The 24,503-nt window shown below is 68.4% G+C and carries 25 protein-coding genes; 10 read left to right on the top strand and 15 right to left on the bottom strand.

The genetic code is table 11. From position 1 onward, the window contains the following. Nucleotides 1-34: 34 nt before the first annotated feature. The 6 genes from D9V36_RS01990 to D9V36_RS01965 all read left to right on the top strand — a co-directional run bounded on the left by D9V36_RS01990 (nucleotide 35) and on the right by D9V36_RS01965 (nucleotide 6,613). Nucleotides 35-1,525 (top strand): SCO6880 family protein, encoded by a 1,491-nt coding sequence (locus D9V36_RS01990; protein ID WP_129292172.1) that lies wholly within the window; start codon nucleotides 35-37, stop codon nucleotides 1,523-1,525. 5 nt (nucleotides 1,526-1,530) lie between these two features. Then, nucleotides 1,531-2,889, top strand: a complete 1,359-nt coding sequence (locus tag D9V36_RS01985) for an ATP/GTP-binding protein (protein WP_129292171.1) — start codon at nucleotides 1,531-1,533, stop codon at nucleotides 2,887-2,889. Nucleotides 2,890-3,052: 163 nt separating this feature from the next. Beyond that, complete coding sequence (locus D9V36_RS01980; protein WP_206739578.1) at nucleotides 3,053-4,915, top strand: type IV secretory system conjugative DNA transfer family protein; 1,863 nt, start codon at nucleotides 3,053-3,055, stop codon at nucleotides 4,913-4,915. Next, nucleotides 4,902-5,153, top strand: coding sequence for a hypothetical protein (locus D9V36_RS01975; protein WP_129292169.1), 252 nt, complete (start codon nucleotides 4,902-4,904; stop codon nucleotides 5,151-5,153). Before D9V36_RS01980 ends, D9V36_RS01975 begins: the two co-directional genes overlap by 14 nt. Continuing rightward, nucleotides 5,146-5,727 carry a hypothetical protein gene (locus D9V36_RS01970; RefSeq protein WP_129292168.1) on the top strand — a complete coding sequence of 194 codons (582 nt, stop codon included), beginning with the start codon at nucleotides 5,146-5,148 and terminating at the stop codon, nucleotides 5,725-5,727. The genes D9V36_RS01975 and D9V36_RS01970 overlap by 8 nt, the downstream gene beginning before the upstream one ends. A gap of 85 nt (nucleotides 5,728-5,812) precedes the next feature. Further along, complete coding sequence (locus D9V36_RS01965) at nucleotides 5,813-6,613, top strand: DUF5710 domain-containing protein (RefSeq protein ID WP_206739577.1); 801 nt, start codon at nucleotides 5,813-5,815, stop codon at nucleotides 6,611-6,613. 22 nt (nucleotides 6,614-6,635) lie between these two features. Here D9V36_RS01965 and D9V36_RS01960 read toward each other — a convergent pair whose 3' ends face one another. The 4 genes from D9V36_RS01960 to D9V36_RS01945 form a co-directional block, all read right to left on the bottom strand. Continuing rightward, the gene (locus D9V36_RS01960; RefSeq protein WP_129292167.1) at nucleotides 6,636-6,902 is read right to left on the bottom strand and encodes a hypothetical protein; all 267 of its coding nucleotides are present in this window, start codon (nucleotides 6,900-6,902) and stop codon (nucleotides 6,636-6,638) included. A gap of 329 nt (nucleotides 6,903-7,231) precedes the next feature. Next, complete coding sequence (locus tag D9V36_RS01955) at nucleotides 7,232-8,149, bottom strand: rRNA adenine N-6-methyltransferase family protein (protein WP_241720645.1); 918 nt, start codon at nucleotides 8,147-8,149, stop codon at nucleotides 7,232-7,234. Between the two features lie 487 nt (nucleotides 8,150-8,636). Beyond that, nucleotides 8,637-9,482: a hypothetical protein gene (locus tag D9V36_RS01950; protein ID WP_129292166.1), complete on the bottom strand. Its 846-nt coding sequence runs from the start codon at nucleotides 9,480-9,482 to the stop codon at nucleotides 8,637-8,639. 76 nt (nucleotides 9,483-9,558) lie between these two features. Beyond that, nucleotides 9,559-10,728, bottom strand: coding sequence for a competence protein CoiA family protein (locus tag D9V36_RS01945; RefSeq protein WP_129292165.1), 1,170 nt, complete (start codon nucleotides 10,726-10,728; stop codon nucleotides 9,559-9,561). A 337-nt stretch (nucleotides 10,729-11,065) separates the two neighbouring features. Here D9V36_RS01945 and D9V36_RS01940 point away from each other — a divergent pair, with 337 nt between their 5' ends. Together D9V36_RS01940 and D9V36_RS01935 are read left to right on the top strand one after the other, a co-directional pair. Beyond that, nucleotides 11,066-11,449 carry a hypothetical protein gene (locus D9V36_RS01940; RefSeq protein WP_129292164.1) on the top strand — a complete coding sequence of 128 codons (384 nt, stop codon included), beginning with the start codon at nucleotides 11,066-11,068 and terminating at the stop codon, nucleotides 11,447-11,449. A 2-nt stretch (nucleotides 11,450-11,451) separates the two neighbouring features. Next, entirely contained in the window at nucleotides 11,452-12,708 is a 1,257-nt protein-coding gene (locus D9V36_RS01935; RefSeq protein WP_129292163.1) for a GNAT family N-acetyltransferase, read from the top strand. A gap of 218 nt (nucleotides 12,709-12,926) precedes the next feature. Here D9V36_RS01935 and D9V36_RS01930 read toward each other — a convergent pair whose 3' ends face one another. The 3 genes from D9V36_RS01930 to D9V36_RS41660 form a co-directional block, all read right to left on the bottom strand. Then, a complete protein-coding gene (locus D9V36_RS01930; protein ID WP_129292162.1) occupies nucleotides 12,927-13,307 on the bottom strand; it encodes a hypothetical protein in 381 nt (126 codons plus the stop codon). A gap of 667 nt (nucleotides 13,308-13,974) precedes the next feature. Continuing rightward, nucleotides 13,975-14,508: a DUF4145 domain-containing protein gene (locus D9V36_RS01920; protein WP_164992825.1), complete on the bottom strand. Its 534-nt coding sequence runs from the start codon at nucleotides 14,506-14,508 to the stop codon at nucleotides 13,975-13,977. A 432-nt stretch (nucleotides 14,509-14,940) separates the two neighbouring features. Then, nucleotides 14,941-15,090, bottom strand: coding sequence for a hypothetical protein (locus D9V36_RS41660; RefSeq protein WP_241720644.1), 150 nt, complete (start codon nucleotides 15,088-15,090; stop codon nucleotides 14,941-14,943). A gap of 155 nt (nucleotides 15,091-15,245) precedes the next feature. On the opposite strand from D9V36_RS41660, the gene D9V36_RS42515 reads away from it, so the two are divergent. Next, nucleotides 15,246-15,371, top strand: coding sequence for a hypothetical protein (locus tag D9V36_RS42515; RefSeq protein ID WP_277753365.1), 126 nt, complete (start codon nucleotides 15,246-15,248; stop codon nucleotides 15,369-15,371). Nucleotides 15,372-15,798: 427 nt separating this feature from the next. Here the strand turns inward: D9V36_RS42515 and D9V36_RS01910 are convergent, their stop codons facing one another. Further along, nucleotides 15,799-16,392: a hypothetical protein gene (locus D9V36_RS01910; RefSeq protein WP_129292159.1), complete on the bottom strand. Its 594-nt coding sequence runs from the start codon at nucleotides 16,390-16,392 to the stop codon at nucleotides 15,799-15,801. Nucleotides 16,393-17,025: 633 nt separating this feature from the next. Here D9V36_RS01910 and D9V36_RS01905 point away from each other — a divergent pair. Continuing rightward, nucleotides 17,026-17,817: a Ku protein gene (locus tag D9V36_RS01905; RefSeq protein ID WP_164992824.1), complete on the top strand. Its 792-nt coding sequence runs from the start codon at nucleotides 17,026-17,028 to the stop codon at nucleotides 17,815-17,817. Between the two features lie 107 nt (nucleotides 17,818-17,924). Here the strand turns inward: D9V36_RS01905 and D9V36_RS01900 are convergent, their stop codons facing one another. From D9V36_RS01900 to D9V36_RS01870, 7 genes are all read right to left on the bottom strand, one after another. Next, nucleotides 17,925-18,905 (bottom strand): hypothetical protein, encoded by a 981-nt coding sequence (locus tag D9V36_RS01900; protein WP_129292157.1) that lies wholly within the window; start codon nucleotides 18,903-18,905, stop codon nucleotides 17,925-17,927. A gap of 17 nt (nucleotides 18,906-18,922) precedes the next feature. Next, complete coding sequence (locus tag D9V36_RS01895) at nucleotides 18,923-19,147, bottom strand: hypothetical protein (RefSeq protein WP_129292156.1); 225 nt, start codon at nucleotides 19,145-19,147, stop codon at nucleotides 18,923-18,925. 23 nt (nucleotides 19,148-19,170) lie between these two features. Continuing rightward, entirely contained in the window at nucleotides 19,171-19,926 is a 756-nt protein-coding gene (locus D9V36_RS01890; protein ID WP_129292155.1) for an IbrB-like domain-containing protein, read from the bottom strand. After that, on the bottom strand, nucleotides 19,923-20,339 hold the full coding sequence (locus D9V36_RS01885) for a hypothetical protein (RefSeq protein WP_129292154.1): 417 nt from the start codon (nucleotides 20,337-20,339) through the stop codon (nucleotides 19,923-19,925). Before D9V36_RS01885 ends, D9V36_RS01890 begins: the two co-directional genes overlap by 4 nt. Continuing rightward, nucleotides 20,326-21,591 carry a phosphoadenosine phosphosulfate reductase gene (locus D9V36_RS01880; RefSeq protein ID WP_206739576.1) on the bottom strand — a complete coding sequence of 422 codons (1,266 nt, stop codon included), beginning with the start codon at nucleotides 21,589-21,591 and terminating at the stop codon, nucleotides 20,326-20,328. The genes D9V36_RS01885 and D9V36_RS01880 overlap by 14 nt, the downstream gene beginning before the upstream one ends. Beyond that, nucleotides 21,555-22,994 (bottom strand): hypothetical protein, encoded by a 1,440-nt coding sequence (locus D9V36_RS01875; protein ID WP_129292153.1) that lies wholly within the window; start codon nucleotides 22,992-22,994, stop codon nucleotides 21,555-21,557. Before D9V36_RS01875 ends, D9V36_RS01880 begins: the two co-directional genes overlap by 37 nt. Before the next feature lie 310 nt (nucleotides 22,995-23,304). Further along, complete coding sequence (locus D9V36_RS01870; RefSeq protein ID WP_129292152.1) at nucleotides 23,305-24,030, bottom strand: hypothetical protein; 726 nt, start codon at nucleotides 24,028-24,030, stop codon at nucleotides 23,305-23,307. Nucleotides 24,031-24,503: the final 473 nt, after the last annotated feature.

Here is a 24,503-nt window from a genome sequence, read left to right as displayed (position 1 = left end):
ACCCCTCTCACCACGCTCTACGGAAGGAGTCGCGATGGACCGCGTCTTCACGTTCCCCAGACCGCGTCCTCGCGGACTGCTGGGGCGTCGATTCGAAATGGACGAGCAGCTGGTCCTTCTGGGCGGGATAGCCCTGTCCGTCGGTCTGCTGGCTGCTCTGCCGGGCATCCCCCTGAAGATCCTGGGATGCCTGGCAGCCGCGGGCAGCTGCGTCTGGGCAACGGTGATCCCCTTCAAGGGGCGCACCTTCCTTCGCTGGTTCGAGATCCGCCGTTCCTACCGGCGCCTGCTGCGCGACGGGAAACTTCTCTACCAGTCGACGGCGCCACTGGCGGGCCGGCGCCGGGACGGGACGCCGGAGCCGGTCCCGCAGCCCGTGGGTGTGCCGGGGTCCTTGGAATGGATCACGGCGAAGACCGCGTACGGCGATATTGCCGTGCTGCTCCAGCCCTCTGAGTCCATGTTCGTGACCTGCATCGAGGTCGAGGCTGCCAAGAACTTCGGCGGGCTCGACGGCGCGGACAAGGAAGCCCTGATCAGCGCCTACGAGTACCTGCTCAAGGAGACCGCGGAGTCTGGCGGCCGCATCCAGTACGTGCAGTGGCTGGCGCGGCTGCTGCCGACCGATCCCAATGCCCACGCGCACGATGCTGCGGCCCGGCGCGATCCGGCGGCTCCGTCCTGGCTGAGCGACTCCTACGACCAGTTGGTCGACATGGTCTCGGTGTACGCGGAGGACCGGCGGCTGTTCCTGGCGTTGGGCATCCCCTACACCCAGGACCTGTCCGCCGAGGCCCTGCAGTACCGGACGCTGCACGACGGATACGCCGAGGTTCTGGGCAAGGAGGTCGAGCAGTTCATCCGGTCCCTGTCCGGCGCACAGCTGCGATGGGTCCGCAACCTGGACGAGCCTGCGCTCGCCTCGCTCATCCACCACACCTACGCGCCCGACCACTGGATCAACGACACCAGGGGGATGGACCGCGCGAGTTGCTGGCCGGCCGAGATGGATGCCCGGGAGCCCACCCGCATGGCAGCTCGCAGTTGGGAGGGCGCCGACCCCTGGTACACCTCCACGGCCTGGATCAAGCAGTTTCCCGTCCTGCCGGTTGGCGTGAACTTCATGGCGCCGCTGCTGCTGTACGTCTCCGACGTGATCTTGACAGTCGGCGTGACGATGCGGTTGCTGCCCGCGGACAAGGCCCTTGAGGACGCCATGGCGGATGTCACCAACGAGGCCGGGCAGGCCGACCGCAGTCCGGGGAAGATCATCGACCCGCGCGAGGAGCGCGAGTTGGGGGCCTCGGCCTCGACCATGCACGACCTGGCCGACGGTGCGGCCGGCGTGCGGCTGACCGGGTGGGTCACCGTCACCGCGCCTGATCCCGAGCTTCTGGTGCAGCACCGGAACGTGGTCCGGGCGGCCGCGGTCAAGTCGCAGCTGGCGCTGGAGTGGTGCGACTCCGAGCAGTACCGCGCCTTCACCAACACGTTGCCGCTGGTCACCGGACTACTGAAGGACTGAGAGCCATGCTCGAGCTTGTTCGCCCCCAGTCCCAGACCAAGCGCCGCGCGCTGCGTACCACCACGGCCACCGCGTCCGGTCTGTACCCCGCGGTCGGCGCCCCGTCCTCGGACCCTCGAGGGGTGATCATCGGCCGGGAGATCTACTCCGGCAAGGCCTACATCTATGACCCGTTCATCCTCTACGACCCCAGTGCCCGCGAGCGGCTGCCCAGTGGTCATGCGCTGGTCCTGGGCAAGTCGGGTTTCGGGAAGTCGAGCCTCGAAAAGTGCTATGTGCTGCGGCAGTTGCGTTTTCGCGAACGGTCCTTCTGCATTCTCGACGCCCAGGGCGAGGACGGTGTCGGCGAGTGGGACAGCATCGCGCATGCCCTGGGCGTCACCCCCATCCGCCTGGTCTACGGCGGAGAGGACGGTGAGGGGGTTCGGCTCAATCCCCTCGACCCGCGGATCCCCAGCCAGTACCAGTTCAAGATCTTGTGCTCGATGGTGGAGATCATCGGTGGCGAACTGCCCAGCGAGAGCGAGTTCGCGCTCTCGGTAGCCCACGCCGCCGCGCAGGGCCGTGCCGACGCCGAGGACCGCGTCGCGGTCCTCTCCGACATCCACGACGCACTGACCAAGCCCGAGCCGGCCATGCTCGGCCAGCGCCGGGTCGGCGTCGAGGACATGGTGCGCTGGGGCCAGCCGGCCAGCTTGGCGATGGACCAGCTGTGCAGTCGGACCAGGGATCTGGCCGGGCTGTTCAACGGGCCCACCACCCCGGGGATCGACCTGGACGCGCGACTGATCGTCTTCGACCTCACGCGGCTTCCGCGCGAAGGCGAGGCGATGCCTTTGCTGATGAGTGTGATCGGCCCGTGGCTGCGCTACGCCTGGATCAAGCCGGGGGACAATGTCAAACGCACGTTGATCGTCGAAGAGGCGTGGCACATTCTGTCCCACCGGCCGGTGGCCAGGCTCTTTGAGGAATTCGTCCGCTATGGGCGCAGGCTCGGGCTGTCGTTCTGGGCGATCTTGCATCACCTGGGCGACCTGATGGTCGATGAGGCTCCTGAGGCCGCAGCGATCTTGAAGCTCACCGCCACCCGCGTGCTCTACCACATGGACAAGGCCGAGGCCGATATCACGGCCGACTACCTGCAACTGCCCGACTGGGCGCGAGAAGCCCTGCCCGATGGCGCCAGCCGTTGCTCGCCGGGCCGGGCCGTGTGGCAGGTGGGCAACCGGATGCACCTGGTGGAGCACATCCGCAGTTCCACCGAGGCCGAACTGACCAACACCAACCGCAAGATGACCGAGGCCGGTTCGGGAAGCCAGGCGCCCGCGGCACCGCTCATCTCGATGCGAAAGAGCGCCGCGTGATGACGTACCCGAACTTCGCTGCCCGCGCGCCGCGGCGGCACGCCCTCTCACCGCCCTTCCAGCCACGTGGCTGCCCGCGCGGAAGCGCTCGTTCCGGCCGGGTGCGCACGGGCGCGCGGGCTGCCGGCGGCGGGCCGATATGCGCCGGTGGGGGTGGGCGGTAGTGGCCAAGGTCGTCACCCCTCACTCGGGCAACAGGCTGCATGTCTACAAGGATGCCTGGTGGATTGCCCTGTGCATTGCCGCGGTCGCGCTCACCTTGTGGATGTGGGTTGCCTCCGTCGTCTCCGGTCTTCTGGCCCACGCCTCTCCGGCCCTGGTGTCGTGGAATGAGACGGCGGCCGCCGTTCCAGATCTGCTGGTGCATCCCTTCCAGCCACAGGACGCCTACCCGCCGGGCTCCGGAGTGGGCGGGCCGTTCGCCTTCTACCCGCCCTTCCTCGCCGCTGCGGCCGGCACCTGCTGGGGAGGGCGTGCCGGGTGGCGCCGCTGGCGCTCCATGCGTGACGAGGGCACCGACGGGCTCGCGACGAGCGGCCAGTTGGAAGAGGCCATGGGTGAGGCCAAGGCTCTGTCCCGGCTCGGCTCCCTGCGGCCGAGCCTGGCCAAGCCGCGGCCTCTCCTGGACAAGGCGGCCGGGCCTGCCCGCGCGCTGCCCTGGCGGGCGAGTGCGCCGCCGAGGGTGACCGATGTGCCGGTGAACGAGGTCGCCGTGTTCTGCGGGACCGCGATCCCCACCGGCGTCCGGTTGTACATCCCCTTCGAGGAGACCGTCCTCATCGTTGCTCCTCCTCGTGAGGGCAAGACATCCCAGTTGATCATGCCGTGGATCTTGGATTTCCCGGGCAGTGTGCTGGCCACCTCGTCCAAGACCGACGTGCTCTACGCGACGGCGAAGTCCCGCGAGCAGTACGGGCCTGTCATGGTCCTGGATCCGACGGGTCTGTCCAACTGGCCGCTCCAGCTGCAGTGGTCCGTCGTCGATGGCTGCGAGGACTTCACCGTCGCCCGCAAACGCGCCGAGACCCTCACCGGAACCACCAAATCGGATGAGGGTACGAAGAACGGCGGATACTTCGTCATGAATGCCCAGATGCTCATGACGTGCTGGCTGCACGCCGCCGCACTCGATGGCCTGAGCGGCATGGACATCCTGCGCTGGGCCACCTCCCCCACCGAACGGCAGCCGGTCGACATTCTGGCCGCCCACGACCAGCCCAACCTCGCCCGTGCGCTGGCGGCCCAGCATGCCGCGGCGCCCGAGGAACGCTCAGCGTCCTGGCGTACCGCCGAGCAGAGCATTCTCGCCCTCTACGACCAGAAGGTGGCGCGGATCTTCGGCCAGTCTGCCCGCCACGAGGACAACTTCTCGATCACGAAGTGGCTCACCGAAGGCGGCACCGTCTTCCTCATCGGCGAAGAGGACGAGGGCTCCAGCCTCGCTCCCATCATGGCGGCCTTCAGCCGGGCCATCCTCGACACCGCCAAGGTCATCGCTGCGCGGATGCCCAACGGCCGCCTCGACCCGCCGCTCGCGCTCCTCGGCGACGAGCTCGCCAACGTGGCGCCCCTGCCCCAGATCCCCTCGCTGATGTCCGTCTCCGGCAGCCAGAACATCTTCATGGTCGCCGTACTGCAGAACCTCGCCCAAGCCCACGAGAGGTGGGGCGAGTTGGGCGTTCGGAAGATGTTTGCGGCCGCGACGATCAAGGTGATCTTGGGCGGCGTGTCCGACGAGACGGAACTCAAGACCTACTCTCAACTGGCCGGCGAGTTCGAGGAGGACACCGAATCCGTCAGCGATGATGGCGACCGCGCGTCCGTCAGCATCTCCACCCGCCGCCGGGCGGTACTGGAGCCCGGCGACATCCGCCAGATCAAGGAACGTGAAGGCCTGGTCGTGCACCGCCGCACCCCGGTCACCCGCGTCAAGTTCGAGCGGATCCACGAGGGTCCGCGGGCCAAGGAAATCAGCGCCGCCACCAAGGAAGCCCTGAAGAAGGTGAACAGCCATGTCTCCAGCTGACGCTCCCGACGGGGCTCCGCAGCCCGAAGGCGGCCACCGGGCCTGCAGCGCCCGGCGGGTCGCCGGCCGTGCGGGCCTCGGGCTCGCGGCCTCGCAGCACAACTTCCAGGACCGCGATCCGTTCGTCGATGCGCCGGAGTCTGTCAACAGCGAGCTCACCGGCTTCGCCGCGTACCGGTCGCGACTGGTGGCCCCCTGCCGGCGACGCCGCTCGCGAGGGGCGGTGCTCAGTGCCTGATCCGCTCGGCCCGCTCTTCGATGCACTGGAGTCCATCAACAGCGAGCTCACGAGTTTCGCCGCGCGTCTGGCACGGCTCGAAGACTCCGGTGCCGCGCGGGGTGCATCGAAGCAAGGAAGCTCTGGTGAGGACGGTGACGATGAAGGCTCACGTGTCCCCGGTGCCCCGGTGTTGTGGCACAAGGTCCCGGAGGAGCAACGCGAGGCCCTGTGGGGTGAGTTCACCGCATGGGTCATCCGCATGGCTGACTTGTATGAACTGACCACGGAGCAGCTGCCGCATGCCTGCTGGTGGGAGCACGGGGGCCTGGTTGCCGAGCTGACCGCGCTGTGGACCGGTTGGGAGTCGGCGTACAACAACGAGGAAGACGCCGCTGCCGGCCCCTATCTGTGGCAGGACGCCTGGTCACGCGGCGTCGAGAGGATCGGCCGCATGTGGCTCGGCGAGTGCACCAACGGCTACCACCGCGAAAAGTCCCGAATTGTGTGGGGTACTGACCCCTCATATCGCAAGAAGATCATCGAGGCCGGGCCTCCGGGGACTGCTCCCGGGCCCACTCCGAAGGCCGCATAGGCGCGGAGCTCGTCCCAGACGGACCGTCGCCGGACAAGGCCCCGCCCCAGGCGCGTGGAGTGCGGCTCGGGAGAAGGAGAGAACAGTGAGCAATTTCGGCAGGTCTCATGGGCCGACACGGCACTGGCTGGACGTACCGTTCTCCCAGAGAGACGCGGCAAGGGACCAGGGGGCTCGGTGGGATGCCGGCGCCCGACGGTGGTATGCGCCTGAACCGGATCTACCAGAGCTGCAGCAGTGGGCCGCGCTGCCCGATCTCCCGTCACTGCTGCCGGGCGAGGAACTCGGCTCCGGGAGCGGCCTGGCCGTGGACTCCGTCCCCGAGACGTGCTGGTTCACGAGCGTTCGCGAGTGTCTGGGCGAACTGGACTACGAACGGGTTCGCCGGATGGTGACCACCCGCGCCGGGCGGCGATGCGAAGCCTGTAACCGGCCTGCGCAACCGTCCAGCAAGCGCTGGCTGGAGGTCCACGAGCGGTGGCAGTTCGACAGCGACTCCGGCATGCAGATCCTTCGCCGACTGATATGTCTGTGCACGCCCTGCCACAACGCAACCCACTTCGAGCGGGTGCGCAAGTACGGCGGGAACCGGAAGGAACACACGGCCCGCGCTCACCTCGCGATGGTGTCGGGCATGACAGATGAGGCAGTGGACCAGCACATTCGTAGCGCATCCCTGCTGCGGGTGCAGCGCAGTCGGCAGAATTGGACTCTGGACCTGTCCATCCTGACCAATGCCGGTCTCGACCCTCAGCCTCCGCCCCCGTCGGGCAAACCGTCCCGGGCCCCCCAGCAGGAGCGCCACACAGGCTCCCCAGGGCCCAGGAAGATCCGCATTCCCCAGCCGGGCGGTTCGGTGCGGCGGCGCGGCCGACGTCGACGGTGAGCAGGTGGGAAGCGGCTGTTGCTCAGGGAACGTCACCCTGCCAGTCCCACATTCGTCGGTCCCCCAGCCGGGGTTCGTACACGGCCCGCCCTCCAGGGCCGAACCGTCCGAGCTCAGTGATCAACGCCGCTCCCTCGGCCAAGTCCTCTGAACTCCAGCCAGTGACATCGACCAACAAGCCGTCCAGCGGACCGCCGACCAGCTCCTGATAGGCATGATCCGGTTTCGGCCCGGGATCTGGATCATCGTGGTCGGTGCCGTAGACACGGCGCTTCAGCTCGTCTCCCATCTGGCCAGCGTGCCATGCCACCAATACACGTCCGACGGCCGTCCGCCTTGTCGGAGGCTGCACTGAACGACCCACGGCTAGCGGGACCGGCCGCCCGCTCCCCCGGTCACTCGGCCAGCAGGCTTCGTACCCGGTTCCGGGCGTGGAGGTATATCCCGCCCACCGGTCTACACATCGCTCGTGGCAGGACAGCGTGGTCCGCGGTCCCCCACGCCACCTCGGTGCGGACCGTACCTCCTTCAAGGCAGGGGCACGGCGGGTTACATCGGACGGGAGCCTCAGAGCCGCTCGGGAGTCCCTGCCGCCGGCCCGCTGCTGTGTTCAGACGGTCAGCTGGGTGGTGTGGCCGAGGCCTCTGGCAGGATGATTCTTTGTCCTGCGGGGCCGGCGGTGATGTACAGGTCGCTCCAGTTCTCAGGGGCCGCCCCGGTCGGCCATCCAAGGTCTGCGTAGGGGACCACATCCCGCTGGCCACGTACACGCATGAACATCACCCGCTCCACGGCGCGCCCCTGCGCCGTTCCATGGCCATCACCCTCCAGGCGTACGAGTAGGTCATGGCCGAAGGGTGAGTCCAGTGGCACGACCAGGACTCCGCCGGGGCGCAGCTGGTCCAACCATGCTTGCGGGATGCGCCGTACCGAGGCGGTGGCCACGATGCGGTCGTACGGTCCACCCGTCGTATAGCCGAGTTCTCCGTCGCCCGCGATGACAAGCGGGTGCAGATCCAGTGCAGCCAGCCGGACTCTGGCCCGGGCGGCCAGCTCGGCGTCGATCTCCACCGTCACCACGTGCTCGGCGTCGGCGCGGGTGGCGAGCAGGGCCGTGGTGTAGCCGGTGCCGGTCCCGATCTCCATTACCCGGTCGCCTGGTTGCGGCGCCAGGTGCCGCAGCAACTCGATGATCACGCCGGGCGAGGAGATGCTGGAGGTGAGCGCTCCCTTCGCCCGGCCAGTGGGAAGCACCGCCCCGTCGTCCATCTGCGTGATCAGAGCTACTGCGGGCTCGTAGATCATTTCGAGCCAGGTCTTCGGCTGCTGTGTCCGGTCGAGCAGGGTGTGTCGGCCGTCCTTGCCCGGGGTCTCCCACCACACGCTGTCCTGCACGAAGTGCTCGCGCGGCACGCTCAGAAACGCCTCATGGAGCCAGCCGCAGTCGCCGAACCCCCGCGGGTGGCTGGCCATGAGCTCAGCGCAGCGCTGACGCAGCGTCTCCGCCGTCACCGCCATCTCGCGGCTAGTCCTCATCGTCCGGCTCAGGGTCCGGATGCGGCACCTCGTTTCCGGGATCCCCTGGAGAGGACCAGGGTCCGCCGACCTGACCGTCGCCTGATTGCCGGTCGCCTCCAAGACTGACAATTCCCGCCCCACGGCGCTGCATACAGCCTCCTGCGTCCGCCATCTCGTCGGGCCCACGATAGACAAGCGCCCTGGCATTGTGGGCAGGATTGGGCGATGTCCCACCCGTACGCGGACGGCTGACGCGGTGCTTGGTACCCGCCTTGGCGAGCCAGGCGCCCATCAGGCACAGCCCTTGGCAACAGCCGTTCGCCCCTGGGACAGTCCGCCCCGCCGCGCGGCCAGGTCTGTCTGTCGCTGTTGCTCCTCCTCGGCGGCCAGGACGTCGGCGGTGCTCCTGTTCGCCGTGGCCGTTTCTGGGCTGTCCCCGGTGCCCACGCGCGGTGGCAGGCGCCCGTTCCGCACGGCCGGTGCCACGGCGCGGTCCGGAGAGCTTCTACGTGCGGCCGGGGCCCTGGGGACGGTGCTGCTGGTGCACGGCGGCTTGCTCAAGGCTCTGGTCGTGGGTGACCGGGCGGGTGGGGGCGAGGGCGGGTGCGGGATGGGCGGCGGTCCGCTGCTGCTTCTGGTCCTGGAGCTGTTTGACTCGTCGGCGGACCTCGTCCGGATCCGTGTCCTGTATCGCCTGGTCCACCTCGTCGTAGGTCAACCTGTCCTGCCCGGACGCCGAGGCTTGACTGCTCTGTGGCACAAGCCGCTGCCTGTCCTCCCGGGCAGAGACGCCCCGCCAGACTGCGGTCTGGTCGCGAGGGCGCGAGGGGCCGACGCTGGTTTGGTCGTGTCGTTCCCTCACCTCCGGGCCCTGTCCAGACTCATGCGAGAGCGGAGGCGTCAGGTCGCTGGGCCTGAAGACGAAGCGGGAAAGGGCGAGGGTCTCGAGCGCGGGTTCGTCGAACTCGCCCTTGCTGGCCACTATGAGGCTGTCCGCGGTGCCTGCCATCGAGAGGAGAGCCCGGCGGGTTCTCGGATCATGCAGGAGCTCGGCGTGGACGATCAGAACACCCCCAGTGCTTCGATGCTGCCGGGCCGCCTCGCCGGCAGAGAGCAGCGTGCAAGCGAGGCCGGGGCGCACCTCATCCACAACAGAGCGGGCCTGGGCAAGCATGTGGCGGAAGTCGACGACCGTCAGCGACGCACCTTTGTCAGCCGCCAGCCGCGCGCCCGCTGCGGCGGCAATCTGCCTGCCAGGCGCGCCGAAGCTGTAGGAGACGACCCCTCCCCCGGAAGCCACCAGCGAGTCCACGAGCTGTGCTGCCTCGGGGTGTGTGAGCACGTCGTTCATGTGAGCCTCTTTCCGCGCTGGGGTCCGCTCCGGAATTGAGTCCGTGCGCAGCGCAATACTGTCTCTGAGCAGAGGACTAGGTGCGGCCGGGTCCATGGTGGCCGCTTGCCTCAGCGTGGGCCTGGTCGGGCGTGGTTTTGTCTGCATTGGAGGCGGGCTGCGGGCGTTGGACGGTGCACGGCTGGCCGAGGCAGTCGACCCAGCTGTCGCCGTTGCGAACGGCGACGTGGGTGCCGTAGGGCACCAGGACATCTGCCAGGGGGCTTGCGCATACCGCGCAGCGCGGCCTGCGAGTACCGGTCCGGCCCGCGGTCCTGGTGCGCGGCGTTGCTATCCGTCGTTCGCCTGTGACCGATCGCTGAGGGCTTCGGGCTGCCTGGGCGGCCAGGCGGTGCCGTCGCCGGTTGTCCTCCTCTGCCTGGGCGCGGACGCTGTCCGCGTGCTTCCGTATCGCGCGGTGTTCGTTAGTGAGCTTGTCGGTGAGGTGCTCTGGCCAGTCCAGGCCTCGGGTGCTCAGGCCGAGTTCGGCCAGGGGGACTCGTTCCTCATGGATGTCATCGCCCGGGCATGGCGGGTGGTGCAGTGCGAAGACCGTCAGGTCGCCGGCCTCCCACCAGCGGCCGCTGTGCAGGTGGGGCTTGCCCCACACCACGTGGACGGTGCGCTCTGCGAGATCCAGGATGCATAGCGGAGCCTGTTCGGCGAACAGCACATGTGGCAGGGACGTGCCGGGGCGCATGAACCAGATGTCCTGGATGCCGGCTGTGGTGTAGCTGCGGTGGCGGGCCTGCCACAACTGGTCGGAGATCAGGCTGGTTTGGGCCTCCAGGGCCAGGCGCGATCCGTCTGCCAGATGCACATGGACATCTGCACGGCGGTCGCGGGTGGGAATCCACTGCTCCTGGCGGACCTCGGAGACGTTCGGTAGTGCGCGCGCCCAGCGCTCCAGGAGCAGCTTCGCCTCCAGGTGCCAGAGCGTCTCGGGGTGGTGGCCGCCGGGTGGGGCCATGCCCGGCGGATGGGCGAAGTGGAAGCGCCGACTGCCGCCGATCCTGCCCTTGGGCACCAGCGGCACACGGGTGCCCGCCGTGACGTCGTCCATGCCGCTGAAGCAGGCCGCGCACACCACGCTCTCGCGGTGGGCGTAGCCGAGCTGGCGCCACTGGTCCATCGGCTGCTCATCGATGTGGACCTGCCGCCCTGTCTCCAGATCGAGGCCGACGACCAGCAATTCGTCCGATGCCATACGTGCCTCCCCAGGTGGCGGTCTGCTGGGGCAGTATCCGCCGCCGGGGGCCCCGCGAATGCGGGTCTGGGCAGCGCGCCCCGTCGTGCGGGAGGGCGAGTCGGCCGACCTCGCCGGTGTCCCGCCTCCCGGATTCGACACCGGGGCGCGAGCGCGGGCGGCGGGAGCAGGTACCTGGCTCCGGTCAGGGGCCGTGGCGCCGTGGTAGGCCAAAGGCACCGCCAGCGGCCGGGGCGCTCGTACAGCGCAGGCGGGAACTGCGTTGTCGGGTACAACAGTTGGTACTTCTGAAAGGGGCCGGAAGGCCCGCACCATCAGACCAACCTGGGAGCAGCAGATGAGTTCACCGTCCGCACCGGAATTCACCAAGGTGGAGATGACTGGCTCGCCCGGCGCGGTGAGTCGGCTGATGGAAGCCCTCAGTGGGGTCGCCGAGGTCCATTTCGACTCCCGCTCCGACCCGGACGCCCGCGGCGAGGTGACCTGCACCGCGGAGATGGCCACAGTGCCCGGGCACGAGACACCGTTGACCGGGACGGTCACGTTCACAGTCCAGGCCGTGCTCGACATCGAGCCGTCGCGGTTCGCGAACCTTTCCGCCGACCAAGCCGGCCAGCAGGTGGCAGAGGACGCCGCCGGTCTGCTGCGCAACGTCCGCGGGAGCAGCGACGTGCAGGCCAGAGTGGTGTGCGCCCGTGCCGCGCGGGCGCCTCGGCCCTAGCCATGAGTTTCCCCGGGCCCGCGCGGCTTCAGGGGCTGTCGCTGTACCTGGCGGGCTGGAAGGGTGATCCGCTCCATCGCTGGCCTGGACGTCAGGTGATCGCCGAGGTGCAGGGGCGGGCAGCGGGCCATGTCGAGTACTACCTCCATCCTGACGGCCTGGCGGTGGAGGTGGTCCAGTTGGAGGTCTCGCCGGGCTTCCGCCGTCTGGGGTTGGCCGGTCTGCTGATGGACCGGCTTCATGAGGTGCATCCTCGCGCGTGGGTCAACCATGGCTATCGGTCACATGCAGGCGCCGAGTGGTGGGACCAGTACCGTGATCCCGCCCCGGAGCGCAACATCCACAACAGGCCGCCCGCCGAATGGTCCCGCTACTTCCGTGCTCCTCGTGTCGCTGCGAACCGGGTCGTCAACCGCGAGCGGAACAAGTGGCTGGAGCTGGACGGCCATCGGGCGGCCGAACACTGCTACGGCGAGCGCCTGGAGGAGGAGTACGAGCGGTACGCTCCGGCCTTCGAGCCCGCTACGGGGGCGCCGCGCGCGGATCCGTCCCAGCAGAGCCTGTGTGCCGGGCAGGTGGTGGTGCTCCCGCCGGAGCTGCACCGCTTCGTGCACGACCCCGCTCACCCCGCTGCCGAGCGGGCTCAGGCACTGCTGGAACATATCGGGCACGGAAATCTCCCCCGCAGCAGCGACTACACCGGCTTCTGGAACACCACCGCACAAGCAGCCCTCGACGACTCCTGGGCGGCGCAGCTCTTCCAGAAGGTTCCACTCGCCTCCCCGGCGACCCACCTCGTCTACCAGGCCCATCCCCTCGAAGCGAACCCGCAGCCCCTGCCTCGGCACGTGGCCGGCTTCGACTGGGTCGACTACACGTGCCCCGAAGACGTATCCGTCAACCTGGCGGGCCTTTCCTGGCGCAGTGACACCGACCTCAGCGCCGTGCACCATGACGTCTTCGACTCTCCTGTCCTGGCGGCGATAGCTCCCGAGAGCCCGCAGGACGCCTCCGCGCAGTATCGCGCCCGCTACGACGAGCGGGGCATGCGCTACAGGCCGCCCTCGTCCTCCACAGCGTCGTGGCCGTTCGAGGACCAGCGCGACGAGATCAAGGCGCGAGCAGAGAAGATCATCCGCGACGTCACCGAGCGGTCCGCACCAGCAGCACCACCCCGCCGGGCAGCGACGGACGCCCACCAGCCCCGCCCTCTCGGGCCGTCCACACCTGTGCCCAGGAACCCTGGCCAAAGGCCGTAGCTACAGGTGCCGCAGTGGCGGGACCCGCTGATCTTGCGCCGCGAAGCCGCCCATCACGGCCTGCTGCGCAACCGAGGAGGGAAGCCGTAGCCTGCCCGCGGGCCCGAGGGGTCTTGGTGTGCAGCGTGCCGGGCCGGTTGTCGCAGCGGCATAGCTGGTAGGGGTGGCAGCTCGATCGGGCGTCACTGAGAATGTTCACGAGGACTTCTGTTGTGGCGTCAGCTGTAGCCGGGGGCTCCGACGCGATACAGCTCGTCGCGGAGATCGAGGGGGAGGGCGGCGACGACCTTGGAGGGGAAGTGCGGGGCTGCCTCACGTCGGCCGGGGTAGTACCCGCTCTCTCGGAGGTGACGTTCAAGGTCGTCCTCCGTCACCACGCTCAGGACCCGTTGTGCGATTCCGTCCGGGACCGTCACCATGGCGCGCCGGTCGTCGAGATCGGCATCGTGGTCCACGGCCATGAGGTGGGCAGCGAGGACGGCAAGGGCGATATCACGCGCGTGAGCCTCTGGGAGAGCGGCGGTGCCGGCCTCTTCCTGGGACCATCCGCCACGGCGCCGGCCGCTCTGGACGGACCACCTGATGCGGTCTGTGGACACGTGGTGCTCCTGCTCCTGAAGGCGAAGACATACTGATCGGTCACGAGAAGGCCGCACCATGGCTACCTGGATCGATGGTGGGTTAATGGCAGCTTGAGGGGCGACAGGGTCGGCGGTGGCGGGCGGGACGCGACTCAGGACGGAGCAGTGGCCCCTCCCCGGCCGGATCGCGCCCGCGGGAGTCCGGTCATTCGAACGCACGCAGCACCAGCCGCACCAGCCCTATGGCTCCTCGCCCGATCCACCCGAGCAGTCCCGCCTCCCCCGCCAGCTCGACGGCGTCTGCGGCCACGTCGGCCCGGGCCGCCCCGGAACGGCACCGGGCGCAGGACCGGGGCCAACGGCGCTTTTGCTCACCACACTTCTTGCACATCACCATGCTTCATTCTCCCCTCCCACGGCACCGCCTCGTACACATGGCTAGGCGGCGAATACTCATCCCGGCCATCCGAGGCGAGGACAGCAGCAACGGCGAGGCCAGAGCAGCCAAGCGGCGGGCGGAAACTAGGGCTCGCAGTTCAGATGGGATGTCAGCTCCATGGGGCTACCCATCGGCCCACGGGTCGTCACCCCGGGAATGAGGGAGATCGCGGTACGAATGGTTGGGGCAGTACGCGCTCACGACACCCGGAGAAGCCAGCCTCGAGGTTCATCTGGAAAAATCTTCCTACCTTTTGGGAATCCCCTTTCGGATAGTGATCTCGGCCGCCCTCTTCTTCAAATCATCGCGTCTGGTGTCATAGACGAGTTCGAGCGTGAAGTCCAGGATCTCGATGCCATCCAGGACGTCAGGGATCTTCAAGATATCCTCATGGCTGCCGACATTTCCGATCCACTTGACCGCCAACAAAAGGTCGGCCGCCTCCGCGAAGGGCGGCTTAGCTTTCTTGAACGCCGCAATCCTGTCATGGAGACCGACGTCTCGGATCTTGCCGTCCTTATCCATCCTCTTCCGCAGTATCCCCTGCTCGTCCATCAAAGCCTCGACGACAGAACGGATCCGGTTTGCGGCGGAACTGGGGTCGACCCAAAGCACTGCGGATGCGGCTTCAATCCGCCCTTTGACCGACTCGGGGCACGCGCGCGGCATCTCCACCAGCGGCAGTGCTGGCAAGAAGAACTTCGGATGCAGGTGCTGATAGTAGTCTTCGTAGTCACCCCGCTCATCGAAGTCCGGGTGCTGCTCCATCTTCCCGATCATCCATACGAGGTCACAGGATTGATTCTGACACCTCAGGCGGCAATGAAATTCACCGTAGACTCCCCCGGGATGCCAGCTACCTGTTTCTCTCAGCGAGTCGCTACTGTTGGATTCCTCACTGTGAAGGGAAGCCCTGATGGGCCTCATGCCGAGTCGCTTGCATGTCGGGCAGGGAATGTGAGGCCATGTTTCTAATGCGTTCCCGCGAAACCCTTTATGGATTGCGCGGAGGGTATCGATGAGCCGATTGGGCATACTACGTATCATGCCAGCTCGCCCGGCCCCGCGGAGGTCTCCCGCGCTTCTTGCTGATATCCGAGGGCGCCCTTAGCGGCGCCCCGGGCATCCCGGGTCTCAGCAGACCGTCTCCCCGGGGGCCGTCCCCTACGGACGGGCACCCCCGGCGGGCGATTCACCGCGGTGTCAGCTCAGCTACGCGCCCTGCAGGTTGGCGCGGGCCTTCTCCAACTGCTCAACCGTGATAGCCCCGGTGTCCGGCAGGCTCGCCTCCAACCAGGCGTCCTGTGTGCGGAGGTCAGCGCCGGCGGCGGCGTCGGTGAGGATCTTCTTCACCAGGTTCACGGCGATGGCACCATCCCCCGGTCCGTGAAGTGGGCGAGCATGCGGACCTCCTTGCTGGCGGAGGCCTTCTCGTTGTACCGGCAGCAGGCCGCGCCGACTGGATTCCTCGGTCGCGACGTTCTCAGGAAGGCCACGAACTGCGACGCGCTCTCCAGGTGGCTGATGTCCTACGCTGCCTGCTGGGCAATCAGGTGCAGGTCCACGGTGAGGGCGTGCAGGCGGGTTCCTCGCCGAGCGGGCAGGGTCTGGCCGAGTGCGCGGTGGCGATGACGAGACTGTAGGCCACGCCGCCATCGTGGCGGCCGCCACCGACAGGTCCCGTAGCAGTTTCGGAGATCTTCCTGTGCCTGGCCGGGCGAACGGCCCCTCAAGGGGTGAAAGGAGGTGATCCGAATGTTCTTCTGCGCCCAGTGCAAGCACCGTGCCTTCCACGTGACCGAGGGGGGGGCACCACCACGACCTGCGAGCACTGCCTCGCCTGTGAGGCGAAGCGCCGCGAGCCAGCGACACAGTCCGAGTAGGCGGAAGGGCGGGTGCCCAGCGGATAGGCCGCCAGGCACCCAACCGGCCCTTGAGCTGCCACCCGTTCCGGTGACGTCACCAGCGGTACAGCTCTGCGCCGCCTGTTGGCAGTATCATGAGGGCTACGGGCCGCGCGGGGCCCCTGCGTCTTCGGGCGAGAACCCGGCTTGGCTGGGACCGCGCGCCCTACCTTCGCGCAGCGTGCCCCAGGTGGTGAAGAACCTGACCCGCCGGAGCCTGCAGGTACTCGGCAAGGTACTCAGCCCGTTCCCGGTTGATGACGGCCGCCGGCAGGGCGTCCGGGGCAGCGCCGGCGGGGAGCTCCGGTAGGCCGGTGGCAAAGAACCCCATGTGCCGGTACTTCAGGCCCCGCACGCGGCTGAAGAGCAGCTCGGCCGCGGCACCGTCCCACGGACCGTCGGTGTGCAAGGGCGACATGGCGCGGTACGAGAAGTGCATGCGGCTGGACAGGCTGTCGGAGCCGGTCCGCACGACCACGGGTCGGGTGTCGCGGATCAGGCCCGGGGTCAACTGCACGGCCGGATCGTCGATGGCGTGCTCTACGAAGTCGGCCACGAAGTCCAGCAGTGGCGCCATGTCGCGGATGGTTCCGCCGTGCAGCGGGGCAGCAACACCGCAGAGCCGTCGGGGCCGCTCGTCGACGCGGCACGTCAGGCCCCGCATCCAGACACGGATCCCGCTGTCGAAAGCATGCGCGAAGACGAATTCTCCGCCCTCATCGACGGGCACAGTGAGGACGTACGCATGTGAGGTGGGCATCGAGGGATCTCCTCATCGGTGGTGGGAAGGGAGCGGCCGAGGATCCTGGCGCGCGATCAGCCCGGTCGGGAAGGGCTGCATCCCCGCCGCTGCGGGGCCCAAGTGGGGGAGTCCGACGAGGTCTCCGCCAGGAAGTCTACCGAGGAAGGTGGGCAAGGGGCCGCTTAAGGAGGAGGTCGCCACCGCTGCGGATGATCGGCTCGGGCTCGTACACGGCCGAGAGGACGGCTTCGGTGCGTTCGGTGCTCTTCTTGCCGCGGGCGGGCATTGCCTTCTCTGCAGGAGCATGTGGGTGGCGAGCTACATCTCGTCGCGCTGTTTGAAGGGCCGTATGACGGAGTCCGGGTCGTAGTGGGCTGGGGCTTCGGAGACCATGACGCCGACGACCTCGGCGCGGTGCCGAGCGGGGCCCGCCCCCGGTCTGGAATATGCCGAATGCCGACGGCGCCGTGGCTGAGAGCGTTCTGGTAGCGGTCCTGGATGACATCGCCGACGCGCCGGTAGATGGTGAACTCGTCTGCGCCATGCGCAGCGACGTCCGCCCCGTCCCGGCGGGCAGCTCCCGCGGAGCCGCCAGCGCTTTGTGGAGTAGCCTGCGGTGCGGTGTGCCCGCTTCCGCCGGAGGCTAGGTGCATGGAGACCAAACCGCCGATGCGGACTGTCTGGCGAGGCACCGTCACCTTCGGCATGGTGGTCCTGCCCGTACGTCTGGTCTCTGCGACCGAGGCTCATCGAGGACGGTTCAGGGAGATCCACCACAGAGACGGCGGGAGGATCCGTCACAAGCGCGTCTGCGAGCTGGAAGGCACGCAGGAGGAGATCTCCTATGGCGACATCGGGCGGGCTGTGGAGCTGCCGGACGGGCGGCTGGTCCCGATCACCGACGAAGACCTCGAACGCCTCCCCTTGCCCACCAAGCACACGGCAGAGGTGCTCGGTTTCGTCCCAGGAACCGATATCGACCCGATCACCTACGGCCATAGTTACTACGCGGCACCCGACGGGCCGGCCGCGGACCGCCCGTACGTCCTGCTGACTGAGGCCCTCGCGCGCACCGGTTACGTGGGCATCTGCAAAATCGCCCTCCGCCAGCGCGAACGGCTGGCGGTCCTGCGTCCTAGAAGAGGGGTGATCGTGCTGCAGACCCTGCTGTGGGCGGACGAAGTGCGCGAGCCCGGAGACCTGGGCCCGTCGGTGCCCGTTACCGACCGGGAACTGCAGCTCGCTGAGCTGCTGCTGTCCGAGCTCACCGGTCTCGAGATGCAGCAGTTGGACGACGAGTATGGGCACGCGCTGGAGCAGCTGGTGGCTGCCAAGGCCGCGGGAGGCGATGTCCCGGAATTCCCGGCGCTGCAGTGGCCTGCCGTCGACCTTCTGGATGCTCTGGAGCAGAGCATCCAGGCTGCCCGCCGGTCGCGCCAATAGCCGAGCGGCCGGTGGTTCGTCCCAGCTCCCTCAACGCGCCTGTTTCACAGCGCAGTTCCGTGGCCGGTCTGCTGCTGGCGCAGGGAAGCGTCTCGGTTGTTGCTCGGTCATCGGTGGCCCGCGCTCCCCGTCTCCTCGGCCGCCTCGGCGGGCGTTCTATCGTCCGGGTCCAGCTGCTGCAGGGCGGGGGTCGCCCAGTGGGGTGCGGATGCCAGGGCGTGTGCCAGGCGTTCGGGGGCGGCGACGAGGTTGAGGGGGTGGGCTCGGGCGGTGCGGGCCGCGCGGTGGAGTTCGGCGAGGTCGGCGGTGTGGTGGAGGCGGGCGAGGTGGGCGGTTGCCGCAGGGGTCAGGTCGAGCATTTCGAGGGTGGATTCGCGGTTGCCGTGGGTCCACCGGAGAATGTTGACGGAGACCTGGGGGTCGGGCAGGGCGGCGAGTGTTTGCCAGAGCAGGTCGTGGGCGGCCGGGGCGTGGCGCCAGGTGGTCCATCGCTCGTCAAGGGCTTGCAGACTGGTCTTGAGGTGGGCAGCGGTGACGGCGGCCTCAAGGGTGTCGTCGAAGCCGGTGACGGTCTGGTTTTCGTGGCCGGCTGCGGCGGTGCCGTAGGGCAGGGCCCATAGGGCGACGCGGCATCCGCGGCAGAGGGGGTAGCCGCCGCCGTAGACCACGGAGTTGTTGAGGTGGCTGGTGGAGTCGGACAGGGGGAAGCGGTCCTTGCCCCAGCGGATGCTGGCGCCCGCGGCTCCACATAGGAAGCACGGCCACACCTCCTGGCCGGACGCCTGGACTTGGGACGGGTCGGGGTCGGGTCCGAGGAAATCGCGGACGCGGGGTCCGATGGGTCGGGTGCTCTTGGAGCGCGAGGGGTGGACGGGCGGGGACTGCGGATACATGCCGGCCAGGCGCACCAGCCAGGCCCAGCCAGGCTCGTCCTTGCTCAGGTGGCCGGAGCGGTCGCAGTCGGCGGCGATCCGTTCAGCGAGGCTGTCCAGGTCTGCGGTGGTGACGTGGTGGGGGTGGGTGCGGTCGGCCATGAGGGCGGCGGCCCAGGCGCCGGACCGTTGCAGAGGGTGAGGTGCGAGCAGCACAGGGACTCCCGGAGGCGTTAGTCGTTGGGTGCGGGGGCGGGCTGGGGGGCGGACCGGTGGCCTCGCCTGCGACGGTCTGGCCACCATTCGGCGACCGGCCGGTAGCAGTACATAGGGCCGCTGTTGTCGGCGTCGTCGGGGTCGGGGGCCTTCGGGTCGTTTTTCAGGGCGCTCCACAGGGTGCGGCGGTCGATTCCCAGGGCGCGGGCGATGCGGGCGATTCGCAGGGGGTGATCGGGCATGTCCGCGGCATCGACGGCGGGGGTCACGGGGTGGGATCCGGGTCGGTGGTGGGTGAGAGCTCGGGGATTCCGGCCCCGGTGTCGACTTCCCAGGCTTCGTTGTAGTCGGTGTTGACGAGCTGTTCGGTGATGCCGGTGATCTGCCGGAGTTTGGTGACTTCGTCGGGCGACATGCCCAGGTGCTCGCCGATCCACTCGTCGGACTTTCGCAGCCGGGCGAGTTCGATGACGATCTCGCTCTGGCCCTGGATGGTGTGCTTGCCGCGGGCGCGGTTGTGGCGGATGGTGCTGGCCATCCGGTCGGCTGTTTCGGTGCGGGCGGCGTTGATGATGGTCACGGGCAGCCGGCCGCGGACGGCCTGCTGGACGTCGCGGTTCTCCTTGCCGACACGGTGGCGGTGGTAGCCGTCGACGACTTCGTAGCCCCGGTCGGTGGGCCAGGCGACGACGGGCTGGGTGTAGCCGTCGGCGCTGATGGACAGCGCGAGCAAGTCCATCTCAGGGGGTGCGACGACGTTGGGGTTGTAGGAGTTTCCGGCGACCTGGTCGGCTGGCACCCATACCACGCAGTCGATGGGCTGGCCCTTGAGCGGGGAGTGCTCGTGGAGGGACAGGCGCAGGGCGTTGATGGTGTCGATGCGGGTGTCGTCGTCCAGGTCGTCGAGCTGGGCGAACAGGGCGCGGGCCTGCTCAAGGAGTTGGGCCGCGTCGTCGGCGTTGGAGGTCGTTTGGGCGCCGGGCGCGTCGTCGAAGTCGAAACTGATCTGCTGGTCGTTCATGCCTTCGCTCCGTTTGCGGGGCGGTGGACCTTGGCGAAGTTCACGGTCTGCGAGTCCACCTTGAAGCCGGCGGCCGTGTAGGCAGGGGTGCGGGAGTGCGAGACGGTGGCGTGCAGGGCGCGGTCCCCGGCCGTGTCGACGGCGGCGGCGACCAGCTGGGCGCGCAGGCCGCTTCGGCCGGGGCGGGTGTAGAGCGATTCGACGGAGCCGGCCTTGGTGACGCCGATGAATCCGGTCACCTCCTTGCCGTCGAGGGCGACGATCCAGGTCTTGCCGTCGTCGTCCCAGGGCACGCCCCCAAGCGATTTGTGTACTTCCCGGCGGGCCAGGAGCGGTCCGAGGAGCCGGTAGAAGCGCGCCGCCTGGGCGTTGGTGACGGTCTCGAAGACCGGCGTCTGGTCAGATCGTGCCACGGTATGCCAACTCTCTGCGCTGGATGTCCATTTTCTTGAGGTACGTCTTGTATGCCTCGCTGCTGGCCGGCGCGGCGAAGGACAAGCCCTTGCACCAGTAGTCGTTGGTCAGCATGACTTTGCAGATCCGCTTCCATGAGGGGTGCTGCTTGTCCATGGGCCCGTCGTCTGGGATCAGGCCGTCGGGATAGCCGCGGGTGTTGTACCAGTCGAGGAAGATGCTGAACTTGATCCGGTAGTGTTTGGCGGTGGGCGGGGGCATGGTTGCCAGGAGGAACTGGGCATACTGCTCCCAGGTCATGCCGTCCGGGCAGGTGATCTTCACCCGGCCCAGGATGTTGCCGGTCTCCCGGGCATAACGGGCGCCGAAGTTGGCGCCCTGGACGCGGGCGACGACGCGGGACCAGGTCTGTGGTTCGATGACGTGGTAGAGCCACAGGCCTTGGCGTTGGTCGTCTCCGTAGGGCTGGCACAGACGCGCCTGGTGGATGGACATCCCCGCGCGGTGCATCAGGTCATAGACCAGGTTGTACGGGGTGCGCGTCTTGCCGTAGTAGCGCCAGATGTCCTCGGTGCGCCAGTCGTAGAGGGGATAGCCGTTGAAGACACTGTCGCCGATCCAGGTGGTCCAGGCCAGGTCCTCGTAGCGGCGCTTTCGACGGGTGGCGATCGTCCGGTAGCGGTTGATCGACTCGTCGGAGCGGATGCCCACCAGGCAGGCCGTCAGCTTGCCGCCGTGCTGTTGTGACAGCCACTTGCCGAACTCCGGCACGAACTCCTCGAACTCCATACCGCGGTGGAAGAACGGGAAGTACTTCTCGTCGCTGATCACGCCGTCGCCCGTGGGCAGGGGGCGGACCCAGCGATCTTCCAGACCGGGCTCCCAGCACGTCCACTGCGGCTCGTACTGGGAGACGGCGTTGCGGAGGTTCAGCGGCAGCGCGACCCAGTACACGTCCAAGACGTCGCGGTGACGCTCCAGCATGGTGTGGAGGTAGTCGATCGTGTACTGGTACTGGGCCTCAAGGTCCACGATCAGCACGCCGAGGCGGCGGCCGCGGGCGCGGGCCTCGTTCGCGGCGAGTTCCAGCAGCACACCGCTGTCCTTCCCGCCGCTGAAGCTGACGTAGACGACGGGGAAGTCGGTGAAGAGGCGGCGGATGCGGCGCTGGGCCGCGGTCAGGACATCGATGCCCAGGCCGCGTTTGGTCTGGCTCAGTGGTCGTGCCACGTCGGAGCTGCGTTGAGCCACGCCTCGACCTCCTCCTTGCTGATCTCCACGATGTCGCCCTCGCCGGTCACGCGGAGGAACTCGCGTACGCTCTCGCGCTTGCTGACCGGGTACTTCGTTTCGTAGACGGCGTTGGGGCGCAGGATCCACCCGTACTTGGCGCCGCGGGTGCCGGCGCGGTTGGAGTGGGTGTAGTCGATCTGTGGGCGTTGGAACTCACGCCGGTATTCGTAGTCGACCTCGCGTCCGGTGATCTCGGCCAGCCAGGGCCGGTCGTAGATCTTCGTGGCGGTGAAGCGGGCTTTGACGCCACCGCCGTCCGGGCGGGCGTCGGCTTGATGGGCTACTTCGTCGGCCAGCAGGTCGGCGGCCTCGGCGGGGGTGGCGGGACGGACGCGGGCACGCAGGCGGCCGCGGCGCCCCGTCACGGTCTCCAGCACCACGCCGGTCAGCTCGATGTAGGTCTCCGCCAGCACCCGGTACCCGGGTACGGACGGGTCGATGTGGGGAGCGTCGCCCTTGCGCAGGTCCACGCGCACCCTGCGTACCTGCCCGCAGGCCAGGGGCTCCCCGCCCCGGGACGAGCGCACCACCCACGTCGGGCCGACCGCGGTCTGAGGCGGGCAGACGCCCTGGTGGTGGAGCCGGTCGTGCAGCCAGAATCCCTTCTCGGGGTGCACCAGCTCACCGCAGTCGGTGCACCAGCCGCCGACCTGGTTGGGCGGGCCGGGAGGGGCGTCGGGCGGGCAGCCGCCCTTGTGCGCGGCCCGGTAGCGGCCCTGGCCGGTTGCAGAGGAGGCGTCCCGCAGCAGCGCCACGCCCTCCCCCGCCTGTACCCAGCACCCGCACAGCAGGCACGCCTCGCTGTAGCGGTTGGGTTCGATCACCTCCGGCGGGGGCGGCGGTGGGGGGCAGGTCCCCGGGTGGTGGGCCACTGCCGTGCGGTCTGCGATCGCCACGAGCTGTCCGGCGCCGGCTGCGACCTCCTGGCGGCACGAGCTGCACCGGCCCGCGTAGAGGTTGGGTCGGGCTTCCACGCGTGTTGCTCGGTGCCCGAGTGCCCCGGCAGGCAGGCGGCGGCCGACATAGTCGACGATGCGCTTGCCCAGGCGTGACTTCTGTGTCCAGGTTTTGGCCGGCTCCAGCACACCGACGGCCGCGGTGGTCATCTGGATCTCCCACCGGTCATCGAAGTAGTCGACCACCATCACCACCGCTCCCAGGGGAAGGCTGTAGGCCACGCCGGGCTCGAGAAAGGCACCGCGCAGCGCGAATGCGCCCTGGGCCTTCGGGTCGATGTCGGCGATCAGGCGCCGCCACGATTTGATCGCGCCTTCGGGCTGTGGTGGCACGCACAGCACGGTGCGGCTCGCGGCACCGACGGCGGGGGCGGCGGTGCGGGCGGCGAGGGTCGTGGTGCTCACCGGGCACCCTCCTGCACGACGGTAGGGGCGGTCGCTGCTGGGGCCCACCGGTCAGGAGCAGGGGGCACGCCGGCGGCGCCGACGGCGGAGATACGAACAGACATGGCTCTCCCATTTGGGGTGGTGCATCGCCCTGAGAGCGATGGCGCCTCGACCCCTTCAGGCTAGGGCACACCACCGTCAAATCACGACAGCTGTCGTGATTTGGGTCAAGAAAAAGCTGGCCCGGTGAGAGCGTTGTCGAGGCGCACACACCGAGCCAGCGCTCCATGCTCCCACGCCCCGCACGAGGCCAGGCGCCCCAGGCGGTCTACTGGGCGTCGGTGCGCCGGGCCTTGTAACGGCGCGCGACCTCTGCCATCACGGGCTCCCAGTCGCCGCCGATCAAGTTGACCGCACGGTTTTCGATCTCCGCGTCGGTCGGCAGGACCCCGCTGGTGACAAGAACGGTCCCGGTGCGCTCCCAGGCGTCCACGTCACTGGCCGCCACGGCCGGGACGTCGCGGTCGGTCAACCACTGGGCGATCTCGGGGAGCTGCTTGACGGCCCGCTGGGTGGAGATGTGCACCATGTGCCCCGCATCGAGAAGGGACCGCAGAGCCTCGGGAGCACCGGCAACGGCCTCCTGGAGTTTCCCGCCCTGCCAGCCCTGCCGGTCGTGGATGACCCCGTCATAACGGGAGAGCACCTGACGAGGCTTGCCGTCGGCGTAAGCGGCGACCTGCTGGAGCGTGTGCTGCCAGTCCCCCTCATAGAGCGCGATGCCGCGCCCGATGCGAATGTCTCCCTGGACCACGGTGTCGGTCACCAGCACCGCTCCGGTCTCATTCCAGAACTGCCGGTCGGGGTCCGAATTGGCTTCGGCGGGGATGCCGTGAGCGGCAAGGAGGCCGAGGACGTCGTTGAGCTGGGTGCGGGGGGTGAGGACATGCACCGCGTACTCGGGGTGCTCGGCGAGCTGGCGAACGGCGTCGAGCGAATACCGCGGGTCAGTGATTGTGTTGGCGCGCAGACCGATGGTCAGGGCTTGGGACATGAGGTAACTCCTGTTCCTCTATGGGTTGTTAGGTGACAATGCCCGCCGGTCGGCGGGAGTGCACACGTTCGGGGCCCGGCATTTCTTCGGGGAAGCGGTCTGGGAGTGTCGCCTGTCCAGCCCGTCGCGAGTGCTCGCCTGTCGCGGTTCGTGCAGCGGCTCCCGCCGGCCCGAAGTTCCGAGTGGCCAGCTCCTGGGCGGCTCCAGCCTGTGGCATCGGCTGGCAAGCCGGTCCAGGACCAGTGCCTTGGGACCGAGGCACCGTCTAAAAATTGGTGGTAGCGGGCTGCGCCTATCCCTTGTGGCCCCGTCCCGGTCCGTGCCCGGGACGGCCGTCCCACCAGGTGCGGGCGATACGTGGGTCATGCAGGTGGGTCGCACCCCTCGAGTGGTCGGGCACGTCGACGTCAAGGTTGTGGCCCACCCGGGCTCCGCCCAGGCCGTGTGCACTCCGCCATCGACGTCCTCGGGCG

It is taken from the genome of Streptomyces lydicus, assembly GCF_004125265.1.
GTDB classification, from domain to species: domain Bacteria; phylum Actinomycetota; class Actinomycetes; order Streptomycetales; family Streptomycetaceae; genus Streptomyces; species Streptomyces lydicus_C.
The sequence above is the reverse complement of the archived record's forward strand: the minus strand, read 5'-3'. Positions and strand labels throughout refer to the sequence as shown.